At 47.8% G+C, this 13,586-nt stretch carries 15 protein-coding genes; 14 read left to right on the top strand and 1 reads right to left on the bottom strand.

What is annotated here, in order from left to right; genetic code table 11:
• Positions 1-28: 28 nt before the first annotated feature.
• Genes radA through pssA form a run of 3 tightly spaced genes read left to right on the top strand, consistent with a single transcriptional unit; the run spans position 29 to position 3,259 of the window.
• Positions 29-1,396 carry a DNA repair protein RadA gene (gene radA, locus MHI38_RS12685; RefSeq protein WP_154892119.1) on the top strand — a complete coding sequence of 456 codons (1,368 nt, stop codon included), beginning with the start codon at positions 29-31 and terminating at the stop codon, positions 1,394-1,396.
• Positions 1,397-1,409: 13 nt separating this feature from the next.
• On the top strand, positions 1,410-2,486 hold the full coding sequence (gene disA, locus MHI38_RS12680) for a DNA integrity scanning diadenylate cyclase DisA (protein WP_090924697.1): 1,077 nt from the start codon (positions 1,410-1,412) through the stop codon (positions 2,484-2,486).
• Between the two features lie 41 nt (positions 2,487-2,527).
• Positions 2,528-3,259 (top strand): CDP-diacylglycerol--serine O-phosphatidyltransferase, encoded by a 732-nt coding sequence (pssA, locus tag MHI38_RS12675; protein WP_090924696.1) that lies wholly within the window; start codon positions 2,528-2,530, stop codon positions 3,257-3,259.
• A 148-nt stretch (positions 3,260-3,407) separates the two neighbouring features.
• Here pssA and MHI38_RS12670 read toward each other — a convergent pair whose 3' ends face one another.
• Positions 3,408-3,803, bottom strand: coding sequence for a DUF1573 domain-containing protein (locus MHI38_RS12670; protein WP_090924695.1), 396 nt, complete (start codon positions 3,801-3,803; stop codon positions 3,408-3,410).
• Between the two features lie 173 nt (positions 3,804-3,976).
• Here MHI38_RS12670 and MHI38_RS12665 point away from each other — a divergent pair, with 173 nt between their 5' ends.
• The 11 genes from MHI38_RS12665 (at position 3,977) to rpmG (ending at position 13,579) form a co-directional block, all read left to right on the top strand.
• Complete coding sequence (locus tag MHI38_RS12665) at positions 3,977-5,062, top strand: PIN/TRAM domain-containing protein (protein WP_090924694.1); 1,086 nt, start codon at positions 3,977-3,979, stop codon at positions 5,060-5,062.
• A gap of 102 nt (positions 5,063-5,164) precedes the next feature.
• Positions 5,165-5,857 (top strand): 2-C-methyl-D-erythritol 4-phosphate cytidylyltransferase, encoded by a 693-nt coding sequence (gene ispD, locus MHI38_RS12660; RefSeq protein ID WP_154892118.1) that lies wholly within the window; start codon positions 5,165-5,167, stop codon positions 5,855-5,857.
• Positions 5,854-6,330, top strand: coding sequence for a 2-C-methyl-D-erythritol 2,4-cyclodiphosphate synthase (gene ispF, locus MHI38_RS12655; RefSeq protein ID WP_154892117.1), 477 nt, complete (start codon positions 5,854-5,856; stop codon positions 6,328-6,330). Before ispD ends, ispF begins: the two co-directional genes overlap by 4 nt.
• 33 nt (positions 6,331-6,363) lie before the next feature.
• The gene (gltX, locus tag MHI38_RS12650) at positions 6,364-7,818 is read left to right on the top strand and encodes a glutamate--tRNA ligase (protein ID WP_090924691.1); all 1,455 of its coding nucleotides are present in this window, start codon (positions 6,364-6,366) and stop codon (positions 7,816-7,818) included.
• A 521-nt stretch (positions 7,819-8,339) separates the two neighbouring features.
• Positions 8,340-8,993 (top strand): serine O-acetyltransferase, encoded by a 654-nt coding sequence (cysE, locus tag MHI38_RS12645; RefSeq protein WP_090924690.1) that lies wholly within the window; start codon positions 8,340-8,342, stop codon positions 8,991-8,993.
• Between the two features lie 65 nt (positions 8,994-9,058).
• Positions 9,059-10,459 (top strand): cysteine--tRNA ligase, encoded by a 1,401-nt coding sequence (gene cysS / locus MHI38_RS12640; RefSeq protein WP_154985699.1) that lies wholly within the window; start codon positions 9,059-9,061, stop codon positions 10,457-10,459.
• Complete coding sequence (locus MHI38_RS12635; RefSeq protein WP_253491039.1) at positions 10,456-10,977, top strand: Mini-ribonuclease 3; 522 nt, start codon at positions 10,456-10,458, stop codon at positions 10,975-10,977. Before cysS ends, MHI38_RS12635 begins: the two co-directional genes overlap by 4 nt.
• Positions 10,978-11,028: 51 nt before the next feature.
• Positions 11,029-11,775: a 23S rRNA (guanosine(2251)-2'-O)-methyltransferase RlmB gene (gene rlmB, locus MHI38_RS12630; RefSeq protein ID WP_090924688.1), complete on the top strand. Its 747-nt coding sequence runs from the start codon at positions 11,029-11,031 to the stop codon at positions 11,773-11,775.
• Positions 11,776-11,780: 5 nt separating this feature from the next.
• Positions 11,781-12,302, top strand: coding sequence for an NYN domain-containing protein (locus MHI38_RS12625; protein ID WP_090924687.1), 522 nt, complete (start codon positions 11,781-11,783; stop codon positions 12,300-12,302).
• Positions 12,303-12,474: 172 nt separating this feature from the next.
• Entirely contained in the window at positions 12,475-13,119 is a 645-nt protein-coding gene (gene sigH, locus MHI38_RS12620; RefSeq protein ID WP_024633601.1) for an RNA polymerase sporulation sigma factor SigH, read from the top strand.
• 310 nt (positions 13,120-13,429) lie between these two features.
• Positions 13,430-13,579, top strand: a complete 150-nt coding sequence (rpmG, locus tag MHI38_RS12615; protein WP_072735843.1) for a 50S ribosomal protein L33 — start codon at positions 13,430-13,432, stop codon at positions 13,577-13,579.
• The last annotated feature ends 7 nt before the right edge of the window (positions 13,580-13,586 follow it).

Genomic DNA, 13,586 nt, shown 5'->3' with positions numbered 1-13,586 from the left:
AAATAAAAAAATCAATAGGAGTGCTGAAGTGGCCAAAGTAAAAACTAAGTTTCAATGTACGGAATGCGGCTATGAAGCCCCCAAATGGTACGGGAAATGTCCTGGCTGTCAGTCCTGGAATTCGATGATAGAAGAAACTGAAACGGTAGTCAAAACACAAGGAAGAAATTCTCCTCTGTTTGACAGTAAAGATAAACCGCTTCCTATCATAGATATAGATAGCGGTCAGGAGCCGCGTGTACAGACTGGAATCGGTGAACTGAACCGTGTATTGGGCGGCGGCATTGTGCCAGGTTCGCTTGTTCTGGTGGGGGGCGACCCGGGGATTGGAAAATCAACATTGATGTTACAGACTTCTCATGCGCTGACCCACTCGGGGCTACGCGTGTTATATGTGTCTGGAGAAGAATCCGTAAAGCAGACGAAGCTGCGCGCAGACCGTCTTGGTGCACTTTCGCCGGAGCTGTATGTGCTCTGTGAAACCAATATGGAGCGGGTTGAGGAAGCGGTGGATCAGATCCAGCCGCATTTTCTTGTCATCGATTCCATTCAGACCGTATATCTGCCCGAAGTTACCAGCGCACCAGGAAGTGTAGCACAGGTAAGGGAATGTACGTCTAGATTCATGCGGATTGCGAAAGGCCGAGGCATTGCAACGGTTCTTGTAGGGCATGTTACCAAAGAAGGTGCCATTGCTGGTCCGCGTATGCTGGAGCATATGGTGGACTGTGTGCTTTATTTCGAAGGAGAGCGGCATCATACGTATCGTCTCCTTCGTGCGGTGAAGAACCGTTTCGGTTCTACTAACGAGATTGGCATATTTGAAATGGGGGAAGATGGCCTTCGTGAAGTCGGTAATCCCTCCGAGTTATTTTTATCTGAACGTCCACTAGGGGTAGCTGGATCTACCGTTGTGGCGAGTATGGAAGGCACACGTCCGATGCTTGTAGAATTACAGGCTTTGATTTCCACGACCCACTTCCCTTCTCCTAGGCGGATGGCAACAGGTATCGACCATCATCGATTAAATCTAATTATAGCGGTGCTTGAAAAACGCATGGGTATGTTCCTGCAGACACAGGATGCCTATCTGAATGTCGCTGGTGGGGTGAGGCTGGATGAGCCAGCGGTCGATCTGGCTGTGGCAGTTAGCATTGCCTCCAGCTTGAGAGATGTGCCAACCAAGCCGGATGATGTCATCTTTGGCGAGATTGGCCTGACCGGTGAAGTTCGTGCCGTATCCAGGGCAGAACAACGTGTGAAAGAAGCCGCGAAGCTGGGCTTCAAACGAGTTGTTTTACCAGAAAAAAGCTTAAAGGGCTGGAAACATCCTCGCGGGATACAACTGATCGGTGTGAATACCGTGGCAGATGCACTAGCGGTTGCTTTAGATTAGGGGGCATAACAAGATGAAGGATTCAAGCCAACTGGACAATATGAATGATTTGTTAAGGCTGATCGCACCAGGTACACCTTTCCGCGAAGGTCTGGAAAATGTGCTACGCGCCAAGACGGGCGCACTGCTTGTTGTAGGATACAGCCCTGAAGTAATGGAAGTGGTGGATGGGGGATTTTCGATTAACTGTGATTTCTCCCCAAACTACCTGTATGAGCTTGCCAAAATGGACGGAGCTATTATTCTGAGTGAGGATTTGAAGCGGATTCTGTATGCCAACACACAGCTGATTCCGGACTCATCCATCTCTTCCTCAGAGACGGGCATTCGTCACCGGACAGCAGAGCGGGTGGCAAAACAAACGGGTAAGTTAGTTGTTTCCATCTCACAGCGCCGGAATATTATTACCCTGTACCAGGGAACACTTCGATATTCGCTTAAGGAAATCGGGGTGATTTTGACCAAAGCCAATCAGGCGATTCAAACGCTCGAAAAGTATAAAGCGGTGCTCAAGCAATCGCTTACGAATCTGAGTGCTTCCGAATTCGAGGAACTCGTTACGATTCCCGAGGTGGTTAATGTTATTCAGCGCACAGAAATGGTACTGCGGATCAAAACCGAGATTGAACGTTATATCGATGAGCTAGGTAATGAAGGAAGGCTCATTTCGATGCAAATGGAAGAGCTCGTGGGTACTACAGAGGAAGAAGCATGGTTGCTGTATAAAGACTATGCTCGTGATGACAGCGATGACAAGATTCGCGATATTATCGTGGGATTAAAAAGATTGTCGGACGATGAGTTGCTTGATGCACATCATATTGTACGGTTGCTTGGCTATCCTTCATCTGCGGCAACTTCTGAAGATTCGGTTGCCCCGCGCGGATATCGGGTATTGAATAAGATCCCTCGTCTGCCTAATGTAATTATTCATAACTTGGTAGATCAATTTGAGCAATTACCTCATGTCATCATGGCAACGATTGAAGAACTCGATGAAGTGGACGGCATTGGCGAGGTTCGTGCCCGTACCATCAAGGAAGGTCTCAAACGTCTGCAAGAGCAGATGTTTATTGACAGACAGATGTAGAGATCGCTTATAACGGCTTTTTATGGATGAGGTGAAACAACATGTTAACCAGATTCATTCCAAATCTTTTTACCTTAGGTAATCTGTTTCTGGGTATGCTGGCCATTTTGCTGGCAATCAACGGAAAGTATAGCTCGGCCGCGATTATGGTTATCGTTGCGATGCTGCTCGACGGTCTGGATGGACGGGTGGCCAGAGCACTGAATGCACAAAGTGAATTCGGCAAGGAGCTTGATTCCCTATCGGATATGGTTTCATTTGGTGCGGCGCCTGCGTTGATTATTTTCATGGTGTCTTTTCAGGATTCCATGCCGATCTTTGCCTGGATCGCAACGGCGGCTTTTCCGATCTGTGGTGCGATTCGTTTGGCGAGATTTAACGTGCGCCCGGGCATTCCGGGGTATTTCACAGGCTTGCCCATTCCCGCTGCAGGCGGTGTATTGGCTACGCTATCCCTGTTTCACAAAGATATCGGACCCATTAGCATGATGATTGCTACGTTGCTGTTGTCTTATCTGATGGTCAGCTCACTGAAATATCCCAATTTCAAAAAAGTCGGACTACCCCGCAAGGCGATCTGGATCGCTCCGTGGGTTGTGTTACTTGCGGTTGCACTGGCTGTTTTATTCCCGGATCAACTCTCCAAGCTGATTTTTATTCCGCTGGTGTTATATGCCCTATATGGTATGAGATACAGTGTAAGAACGGCAGCTTCTCGCAATCGTGCTAAGAAACGCAAGGACAAGAAATCATCGCGATCTTCTGACAACTAAAATGGGTAGGGTACGTAAGTACCAACCACTCGGCAAACTCTAAGGTCCCTATGAGTTCAAAAAAAAGCACGTACACTTCCTAACAAGGAGTGTACGTGCTTTTTGCTTGTATTCTTTGATATATGACGAAGTAGCGGGGACGGATTAGCTAAGACAGATTAAACATCCCAAGCGTCGAACATTTCTGTGATTCGTGATTCACGACCTCTTCCATGTTGATGTCCAGCAGATTGCAGAGTGCAGACATATAGAACAGGTTCCGCCCCAACTCGGAGCTGATCACCTCTTTGCAATTCTCACACAATTCACCTTCCACATGCGTTTCCAGCAGGCCCTTGGCTTGAGAAATATCACTCTCGGGGGCATATTTCTGTTTGGTGGCGTGCAGCTCAATACAGCCGCATTCGGTAATGGCTTTGGACACAGCGCGGTTAACAGAGGCTCCGGCTTGTCCCGTTTTGGACAGTACATCAATCAGGCTGCGATGGCGCAGCAACAGTTCGGAAACTTGATCCTGAAAAGCCTGTAAACTTAGTGTACTCATTTTGCCACTCACCTCGGGATATGAATTGAATTCATTATATGCCAATAAAAGTCTCACTTTCAACTGATGAGCACAACATTTCCAAAAACTTCATGCTGATGCGATTAGGTTTTCGATAATTGGATCATACTGGATATGAAAATGAAGAATGATTTGAGGAGGTGCAGGAACTCATGTGGAGAAAAGGCATTTTAACTTTTACTGGATTGTGCGGCGCATGGTTCGGGTACACGGCTTATCATCTGGCAGGCAAGTCCATTCCTTGGATGGCTGAATGGATTCAATCAGCGGGACTGCTGGGTGCGGGTGTATCAACACTGCTGGGAGCAGTACTTTTTATGTCCGTATGCACGATCGGTGGCACAATGATGGCCAACAGATTAAACAGTGGTATCGATTCTTTAGCCAGGATACCCATGAACGAGCTCGCTGCTGGCGCGGCAGGCATCGTGGCTGGACTGCTCGTAGCCTTACTGATGTATCCTTGCTTGGCTTGGCTCGGAACCGCAGGAGAGGTGCTGCAAGTGGCCCTCACGGTGATCGCTGCATATTCGGGTTATAGCTTGGCTATGGCCAAGAAAGACGATCTGGCGGCATTCTGGAAGTCAGGACGATGGGGCCACCCAGAGCCTGAAGAAGAGCGAAGAATGGAAGAACATAAAATTTTGGACACCAGCGTCATTATTGACGGCAGAATCGCAGATATCTGCAAAACCGGGTTCATCGAGGGTACGATTGTTATCCCGGAATTTGTACTGGAAGAGCTGCAACATATTGCAGACTCATCAGATCTGCTCAAACGCAACCGCGGGCGCCGTGGGCTGGACATTTTGAACAAAATCCAGAAGGAGCTTGATGTACAGGTATTGATCTACGAAGGTGATTTCGAGGAAATTTCCGAGGTGGACAGCAAACTGGTGAAGCTTGCCAAAGTACTACAAGGGAAAGTCGTAACCAACGACTTCAACCTGAATAAAGTCTGTGAACTCCAAGGGGTATCCGTACTGAACATCAATGATCTCGCGAATGCGGTGAAACCGGTTGTGCTGCCAGGTGAAGAAATTATGGTGCAGATTATCAAAGACGGCAAGGAGCACGGCCAAGGCGTAGCCTATTTGGATGATGGAACGATGATCGTGGTTGAAGGTGGACGTGAGTATATCGGCATGATGATGGAAGTTCTGGTGACCAGCGTGCTGCAGACGTCTGCGGGACGAATGATTTTTGCCAAGCCGAAACTGTTGGAAAAAGCCCAATAAAAGCGGTATGATGGGTAGTGTATCGTTGTACGATGATGGATATCGAAAGAGATATGAATTGTCGCCCGGCGATAAACTGACAGACAAGGCAGGGATTGCGGCATGGATAAAGGGTGGGGCGTTGTCATTGTGGCGGCAGGCCGGGGAACCCGAATGGGAACGACCGAGAGCAAACAGTTTTTGCTGCTGCAGGACAAGCCCGTTTTCATACATACGCTTGAAGTATTTGCGGCTCTGGACGAGATCCGTGAGATGATTCTGGTTACAGGTGTTGCAGATGTTGAACGATGCCTGGAATGGGTAAAAGAATACCAACTGGAAACGCGTGTCCGCGTGATCCCCGGAGGGAAAGAGAGACAGCATTCGGTTCATGAAGGCCTTCGGGCGCTCAGCACCGATGGGGTTCTCGTTCACGACGGGGTGCGTCCATTTGTGACCCGTGAGCAGATTAGAGAATGTATGGCTGCCGCCGAATCAGGCGAAGGTGCTGTGCTGGCTGTGCCTGTGAAGGATACGATCAAACAAGTGAATGCGGAAGGTATCGTTACAGCGACGCCGGATCGCAGCAGTCTGTGGAGCATTCAAACCCCGCAGGCTTTTCGTCTTTCTTCCCTGCTGGAGGCTTACCAATCCGCGGAACGTGACGGGTTTCTGGGGACGGATGATGCCATGCTGGCTGAGCGCCAGGGAATGTCGGTTAAGGTTGTGGAAGGCAGTTATACCAACATCAAACTAACAACACCGGAAGATTTACAGTATGCCGCGTTTTGGCTTGAGGGAGAGAAGAAGCGATGATACGTGTAGGACAAGGGTTTGACGTGCACCAATTGGTGGAAGGTAGACCGTGTATTATTGGCGGGGTAACCATTCCTTATGAGAAGGGGCTACTGGGTCACTCGGACGCAGACGTGCTGTTGCACGCAATCAGCGATGCTATTCTTGGCGCGCTGGCACTTGGGGATATCGGCAAGCATTTCCCGGACACTGATCCGGAATTCAAGGATGCAGACAGCTTGAAACTACTGGAGCATGTATGGCAACTTGTGAAGGATCGCGGCTATAAGCTTGGGAATATTGATTCAACGATTATTGCCCAGAAGCCAAAGATGGCACCGTATATCCCGCAGATGGCGGAAGTCATTGCTAAAGCGCTGGAAGCGGATGTGGCACAAGTGAACGTGAAGGCAACAACAACCGAGCAATTAGGTTTCCCTGGACGAGGAGAGGGAATTGCCGCTCAATCCGTTGTATGCCTGGTACGTGTGTGATATCATCAATCAATTAGAGACGGAGGGAATCATATGAGCACAGAAATTCGGGTGCGCTACGCACCAAGCCCAACGGGACACCTGCATATCGGGAACGCTCGTACGGCGCTGTTTAACTACTTGTATGCCAAACACAATAACGGAAAATTTATCATTCGTATCGAAGATACGGACGTGAAGCGCAACATTGCGGGCGGAGAAGAAAGCCAGCTGAAATACTTGAAATGGCTCGGCATCGAGTGGGATGAGAGTATTGATGTAGGCGGAGAATACGGGCCGTACCGTCAGACGGAACGTCTGGATCTGTATCGCAAATATACGCAGGAACTGCTGGACAAAGGCCTGGCTTATCGTTGCTACTGCACGGAAGAAGAACTCGAACAGGAGCGCGAGGAGCAGTCGGCTCGTGGAGAGACCCCGCGTTACTCCGGCAAACACCGTGACCTGACACCAGAGCAGATCGAGGCATTTGAAGCGGAAGGCCGCGTGGCGAGCATTCGTTTCCGTGTACCGGCAGATCGCACATACACATTCAACGACATGGTTAAAGGTACAATCTCGTTCAACAGCAAGGAATCAGGCGACTTTGTCATTGTGAAAAAAGATGGCATTCCCACGTACAACTATGCCGTTGCCGTGGACGATCACTTGATGAAGATCTCCCACGTGCTACGCGGGGAGGATCATATCTCCAACACGCCGCGTCAGCTGATGATCTATGAAGCGCTTGGCTGGGAGCCGCCGCAATTCGGTCATATGACGCTGATCGTGAACGAAAACCACAAAAAACTGAGTAAACGCGATGAATCCGTAATTCAGTTTATTGAGCAATATGATCAGCTTGGCTATCTGCCAGAAGCGATGTTTAACTTCATCTCCTTGCTTGGCTGGTCGCCAGAAGGGGAAGAAGAAATCTTCTCACAAGAGCAGTTGATCTCTATCTTTGATACGAAACGTCTATCCAAGAGCCCGGCCGTATTTGATACACACAAGCTGGCGCATTTGAATAACCATTACATTAAAAATGCGGACCCTGCACGGATTGCCGAGATGGCTATTCCGCATCTGCAAAAAGCAGGACGTCTACCTGCGGAGCTGTCATCTGAACAAAAAGAGTGGGCATATACGCTCGTACATCTCTATCAGGAGCAGATGAATGCGGCATCCGATATCGTGGAACTGTCCGAAGTGTTCTTCCGTTCCGAAGTTGAACTGGAAAGTGAAGGCGCTGCGGTACTTGCTGAAGAACAGGTTCCAACTGTGCTGAAGGCATTTGCAGATAAAGTACAGGCAAGTGATGAATTCACGCCAAGCAAAATGGCTGCTTTGATCAAGGAAGTGCAGAAGGAAACAGGCTTCAAGGGTAAACAGCTCTTTATGCCAATCCGCGTTGCTTTGACTGGACAGACCCATGGACGTGATCTCAATCAGACTATCGTGTTGCTGGGTCGTGACACTGTCATCGAGCGTTTGCTGGCACGAGTGTAAGTATTCATTGTTCAACTGATGCCATTCAATTCTGCTGGTTGTCAGTGCGAAGGCTTTTCGCTATAATAGCAACACAAGGTTGAATTGTCATAATACGTTCATATAGAACAGCAAAGACCGGGAGAAGTAAGCTGATCCGGACAGATCCAGAGAGGATGGCCCCGCGCGTGAACAGAGATTACTTCTGCTCAGCGAGTGGTGGCTGCGAGTCATCCACTGTCCAGCAGTCTGAAATGCACCCGTGAGCTGCACCGTCGAATCCGGCCCCGCTTCTATTCATTGGATAGAGGAAAACGTCAGGATAGATGGCGACGACTGGTTCCCGTTACCGAGCCGCCAGAGGGCCCATTCCTTTTATTCAAGAAGAGGAATGAGCCAAGCAGAGTGGGACCGCGACTAACGCCTCTGCAGCTTCGTGCTGCAGGGGCGTTTTTTGTCTAGCGAGTGCGCAAGTATACTACCAAGGAACACGCCGTCCGGCGAACCCGGAGGACGAGAACCGGAACAAGAGGGGAACGAGCATGTTCAAAAAGATCAGATCCGATATCCAGACGGTCTTTGAAAATGATCCGGCCGCCCGGAGTTGGTTTGAAGTCGTATTTACGTATTCAGGGCTGCATGCCATATGGGCCCATCGATTTGCTCACAATCTGTACAAACGAAGATGGTACTCGCTCGCCCGGTTCGTATCACAGGTTAGCCGGTTTATGACAGGGATAGAGATTCATCCTGGAGCTACGATTGGGGAACGTTTGTTCATTGACCACGGTATGGGCGTTGTTATTGGAGAAACCTGTGAGATTGGTGACGATGTCGTGATATATCAGGGAGTAACTCTTGGGGGAACGGGGAAAGAAAAAGGAAAGAGACATCCCACGATTGGTAATAATGTGGTTATCTCATCTGGCGCAAAGGTGTTGGGATCATTTCGTGTCGGGGATCAAAGCAACATCGGAGCAAACTCCGTTGTGCTGAAAGAAGTTCCTGCTAATAGCACGGTGGTGGGCATCCCAGGTAGAATCGTCAAACAGGATGGACGTAGGGTGGATCGTCTTAATCAACAATTGCCCGATCCGGTTATTGACTCTCTGCGCAGCATGCAGCGCGAGATTGAACGGCTGCAGGAAGAAGTGCGAACTTTGCAAAATACACGAGAATCGGAGAAATGCACATAACTCCATCGATCAACATAAACCATGGAATCAAGTAAAAGTAGTTTAGAATGAAAGGAAAAGTGACTATGACACTTCAGATTTATAATACGATGAGTCGCACCAAAGAGGAGTTTGTTCCACAAGAGCCTGGCAAAGTGAAAATGTATGTATGCGGGCCAACCGTCTATGACTACATTCATATCGGCAATGCACGTCCGGTGATCTTTTTCGACACGGTTCGTGGATATCTGGAGCAGATCGGACATGAAGTGAATTATGTCGTGAACTTCACCGATGTCGATGACAAACTCATTCGCAAAGCAGAGCAGCTGGGTACCGACGTTCCGCATGTGGCTGAAACATTTATTGCCGCGTATTATGCCGATCTAGAGGGACTCGGTATTCCTAAAGCGAGCAGTAATCCACGGGTAACGGAGAATATGCCGCTTATTATCGATTTTATCCGTGAACTGGTTGAAAAAGGTTTCGCATATGAAAATGGCGGTGACGTATATTATCGAACAGGAAAGTTCGAAAAATACGGTCAATTGTCGAAGCAAAACCTGCAGGAATTGCAGTTCGGTATTCGGATCGGTGTAGATGAACGGAAGGAACACCCGGAAGACTTTGTGCTCTGGAAAGCAGCCAAGCCAGGTGAGATCTTCTGGTCTAGCCCATGGGGAGATGGTCGTCCTGGATGGCATATCGAGTGCTCTGCTATGGCAAGAGAATACCTTGGTGACACGCTAGATATTCACGGCGGTGGACAGGATTTGCAGTTCCCTCACCATGAATGCGAATGCGCACAGTCCGAGGCAATCACAGGCGCACCTTTGGCGAATTACTGGATGCATAACGGTTTTATTCGTATTGATAACGAAAAAATGTCGAAATCTCTCGGTAACGGTGTTCTGGTAAAAGACTTGCGTAATCAGTACAAACGTGAAGCGATTCGTTACTTTATGTTGTCCACCCACTATCGTAACCCGCTCAATTTTACAGAAGATACGATGGAACAGGCGCAAAACAGTGTGGATCGAATTGCGAATGCAGTAGGTAACCTGAGACATCGCCTGGGAGCTGTGTCTGTTAATCAGGAGGTTACACCTGAATTTTCAGCAAAACTAGACCGGATTCGACAACAATATCATGAAAAAATGCAGGATGATTTTAATACACCTGATGCAATCACGGCGTTGTTTGAGTGGGCTGCGGAAGCGAACCAGTTGTTGCAACAAGATGTGGTCAATGCCGCTGAAATTCATGCACTGCTTGAACTGTTCGAAGAACTCAATGCTGTGCTTCGAATCTACACGGATGTTGAACCAGAGCTTCTGGATGAGGACATTGAACGCTTGATTCAGGATCGAGTGGAAGCACGTAAGTCTAAAAACTGGGCTCGTGCGGATGAAATTCGTGATGAACTATCTGCTCAAGGGATTCTGCTGGAAGATACCGCACAGGGAATGAGATGGCGGCGCAAATGAGTGGAGAAAAAGAGAATGTTTTGTCTGGTTCTGTCGAGCGGAATGAACAGGCCAAGCAAGTGGTGACTAATAATCAGGTTAATGAACTTGAGGGGGGATGGTTTCCTTATCCACCCTCCAGGCCTGCACGATTGATTCCGCCAATCGCACTGGCTTACATCGGTGATGCGGTATATGAGGTTGCCGTGAGACAGTATCTGTTATCCAAAGCGAACATGCGTCCTAACCATCTGCACCGCAGTGCAACCAAACTGGTATCTGCCAAAGCACAAAGCCGCATACTGACAAGTATTGAGGCTGAACTGACAGAAGAAGAGCAAGATGTTGTGCGGCAAGGGCGGAATGCGAAATCGGGCAGTGTTCCCAAAAATGCAGATGTGCTGGAGTATAGACATGCAACGGCGTTTGAATGTCTGATTGGTTATCTGTATAGCAGTAGTCAGCATGATCGCATGATTCAACTGATCGGGCTGGGTATTGAGCTGGCGGAGCAAGCATCTGCATCCACGTCAAAATAGCTTCAGGGTTGAAATATATATAACAAGCAATACAGAGAGGAACGAATGAGGATGGAAGAAGAATGGATTGCCGGTAAACACTCCGTAACGGAGGCGTTACGATCAGGCCGGACCATTAATAAAATATGGATTGCTGATACGGCTCAGAAACACTTGACGCAACCAATTATTGCGGAAGCCAAAAAACAGGGGATTGTCATTCAGCATGTGGACAAGCGCAAGTTGGACCAGACGGTTCCTGGTATTCAACATCAGGGTGTAGTTGCGCAGGCAGCGCCTTATGCCTATGCTGAGGTTGAAGATATTTTGGAAGCGGCCAAATCTAAAAATGAACATCCGTTTTTAATTTTGCTTGATGAGATTGAAGACCCTCATAATCTGGGTTCTATCTTGCGTACAGCGGACTGCACAGGAGCTCACGGCGTTATTGTTCCTAAACGGCGCTCAGCGGCTGTAACTGCAACAGTGTCTAAGACATCAGCAGGTGCAGCAGAGTATGTTCCAGTCGCTCGTGTAAGCAATCTGGCACAAACGATTGATCGATTGAAAGAAGAAGGCGTATGGGTTGTTGGTACAGATGTTACTGCGCGTGAAGGCGTGTTTGGCAATGGAGTATTCACAGGACCGGTTGCACTTGTCATCGGGAATGAAAATAAAGGTATGGGACGTCTTATTCGTGAGAAATGCGATGTTCTGGTCAAATTGCCTATGCAAGGTCAGATTAATTCCCTGAATGCCTCTGTGGCAGCTGGTGTTGTTATGTATGAGGTGCTTCGTGCTCGCCAAGAGCAGGAATAGATGATATGGCTGATTCCCGTGATGTGCTTCTTGTAGACGGGTATAACATGATTGGCGGCTGGCCTGAATTATCCAAAATAGCCGAAAACGAATTGGAAGAAGCGCGGAACAGGCTCCTCTTTCGGCTTGCGGACTATCAGGCTTTCTCCGGCCGTCGAGTCATTGTTGTGTTTGACGCCTACCTTGTGCCAGGACTCGGTAAATCCTTTACACAGAGCAAAGTTGAAGTTCATTTTACAAAGGAAAAAGAGACGGCAGACGAATGTATCGAGAGACTCGTTCGGGAACTAAGCATGCGAAGACGCCAAATCTATGTAGCAACCAGCGATATGGTAGAGCAACATGTCATCTTTGGACAGGGAGCGTTGCGCGTATCTGCCAGAGAGCTGCTGATTGAAGTGGAACAAAATGAAAAGGAATTGCAACAACGGCTTGCAGAGGATCAGGCAAGGTCAACACGGAATACAATTGGGGGCAAATTAAGCCCGGATGTTTTACAGCAATTTGAACGCTGGAGACGAGGCTGACAGCGGATTTCTTACAAATTTTTCAATATTGAAACTATTGACAATTATGTTATAGCTGTTCTTTTTTAGGGATGCCGTGGTTGACGGTGGGAGGTACCATCATATATACTGTTCGTATATTTCATAGAGTAGAGTAACGGGGTACCTTGCGTTGCAGCCGGAGGGATTGTCTGTGAGTGTCGACCTCAAAGATATCATGTTATCCAAGTATGATTACCAAAGTGACGAAGACATTGTCGAAGCGGTCCGTGAAGGCGAAAGCGAAGCGCTGGAGTTTTTGATCAACAAGTATCGCAACTTTGTACGCGCCAAGGCAAGATCTTATTTTTTGATCGGAGCTGACCGGGAAGATATTATTCAAGAAGGAATGATTGGCCTTTACAAATCCATTCGTGATTTCAAAGGGGACAAGCTTGCTTCGTTCAAGGCATTTGCCGAACTGTGCATTACAAGACAGATCATTACGGCGATCAAGACAGCCACACGTCAGAAGCATATTCCGCTTAATTCTTATGTATCTCTGGACAAGCCCATTTATGATGAAGAGTCTGATCGTACGTTACTCGATGTGATTTGTGGAACTCAGGTCAGTGATCCGGAAGAGTTGATTATTAACCAGGAAGAGTTTGTAGGCCTGGAAGATAAAATGTCCGAGATTTTGAGTGACCTGGAACGTAAAGTACTGATGTTGTACCTAGACGGGAGATCTTATCAAGAGATTGCAGTGGATTTGGATCGTCATGTAAAGTCTATCGATAATGCATTGCAGCGTGTAAAACGCAAACTTGAAAAGTACCTGGAAGTTCGAGATAATTGAACAAAGGTTGTTGTCGTTGATGAAAAAGGCTCGGTGTTTGAGTCTTTTTTTATTGTCTGTAGTTTATATTGTTAAGGTTTGATAAATACTAGTAATCGCTCGGTTCATACTGGAGCAGTGAAAAAATCAGAGATGAGAGATACGTTGCGTTTCCTGCGGAATTAATACCCATCGACGAAAGGTTATTCTTTCGTTGACATGCTTATACCCTTGTGATAAAGTGTTTTAGGTAGGCCTATTTTACGGCTTTTTTTTCAGGATCAATTTAGAGACTCTGCTTCAATGTGGAAGTCTTCGGGAGGTGTACATCATGCGGGTAATTATTACTTTGGCTTGTACGAACTGCAAACAAAGAAATTACACTACGACAAAAAACAAGCGTAATCACCCCGACCGCATGGAGATGAAGAAATTTTGCAAGTTTTGTAACGAGCAGACTTCTCATCGCGAAACCAGATAGTTTTTTG

It is taken from the genome of Paenibacillus sp. FSL K6-1558 (genome assembly GCF_038002565.1).
GTDB classification, from domain to species: Bacteria; Bacillota; Bacilli; order Paenibacillales; family Paenibacillaceae; genus Paenibacillus; species Paenibacillus polysaccharolyticus.
Note: the sequence above shows the minus strand (reverse complement) of the source record. Positions and strands in the feature narration are given on the sequence as shown.

What these genes read in the sequence shown, in the direction of transcription:
- ispF (WP_154892117.1), top strand. Translation starts at nt 5,854, where the DNA reads ATGATACGTGTAGGACAAGGGTTTGACGTGCACCAATTGGTGGAAGGT.
- MHI38_RS12635 (WP_253491039.1), top strand. Translation starts at nt 10,456, where the DNA reads ATGAGTGGAGAAAAAGAGAATGTTTTGTCTGGTTCTGTCGAGCGGAAT.
- MHI38_RS12665 (WP_090924694.1), top strand. Translation starts at nt 3,977, where the DNA reads ATGTGGAGAAAAGGCATTTTAACTTTTACTGGATTGTGCGGCGCATGG.
- MHI38_RS12670 (WP_090924695.1), bottom strand. Translation starts at nt 3,803, where the DNA reads ATGAGTACACTAAGTTTACAGGCTTTTCAGGATCAAGTTTCCGAACTG.
- rlmB (WP_090924688.1), top strand. Translation starts at nt 11,029, where the DNA reads ATGGAAGAAGAATGGATTGCCGGTAAACACTCCGTAACGGAGGCGTTA.
- disA (WP_090924697.1), top strand. Translation starts at nt 1,410, where the DNA reads ATGAAGGATTCAAGCCAACTGGACAATATGAATGATTTGTTAAGGCTG.
- cysE (WP_090924690.1), top strand. Translation starts at nt 8,340, where the DNA reads ATGTTCAAAAAGATCAGATCCGATATCCAGACGGTCTTTGAAAATGAT.
- rpmG (WP_072735843.1), top strand. Translation starts at nt 13,430, where the DNA reads ATGCGGGTAATTATTACTTTGGCTTGTACGAACTGCAAACAAAGAAAT.
- cysS (WP_154985699.1), top strand. Translation starts at nt 9,059, where the DNA reads ATGACACTTCAGATTTATAATACGATGAGTCGCACCAAAGAGGAGTTT.
- MHI38_RS12625 (WP_090924687.1), top strand. Translation starts at nt 11,781, where the DNA reads ATGGCTGATTCCCGTGATGTGCTTCTTGTAGACGGGTATAACATGATT.
- ispD (WP_154892118.1), top strand. Translation starts at nt 5,165, where the DNA reads ATGGATAAAGGGTGGGGCGTTGTCATTGTGGCGGCAGGCCGGGGAACC.
- gltX (WP_090924691.1), top strand. Translation starts at nt 6,364, where the DNA reads ATGAGCACAGAAATTCGGGTGCGCTACGCACCAAGCCCAACGGGACAC.
- pssA (WP_090924696.1), top strand. Translation starts at nt 2,528, where the DNA reads ATGTTAACCAGATTCATTCCAAATCTTTTTACCTTAGGTAATCTGTTT.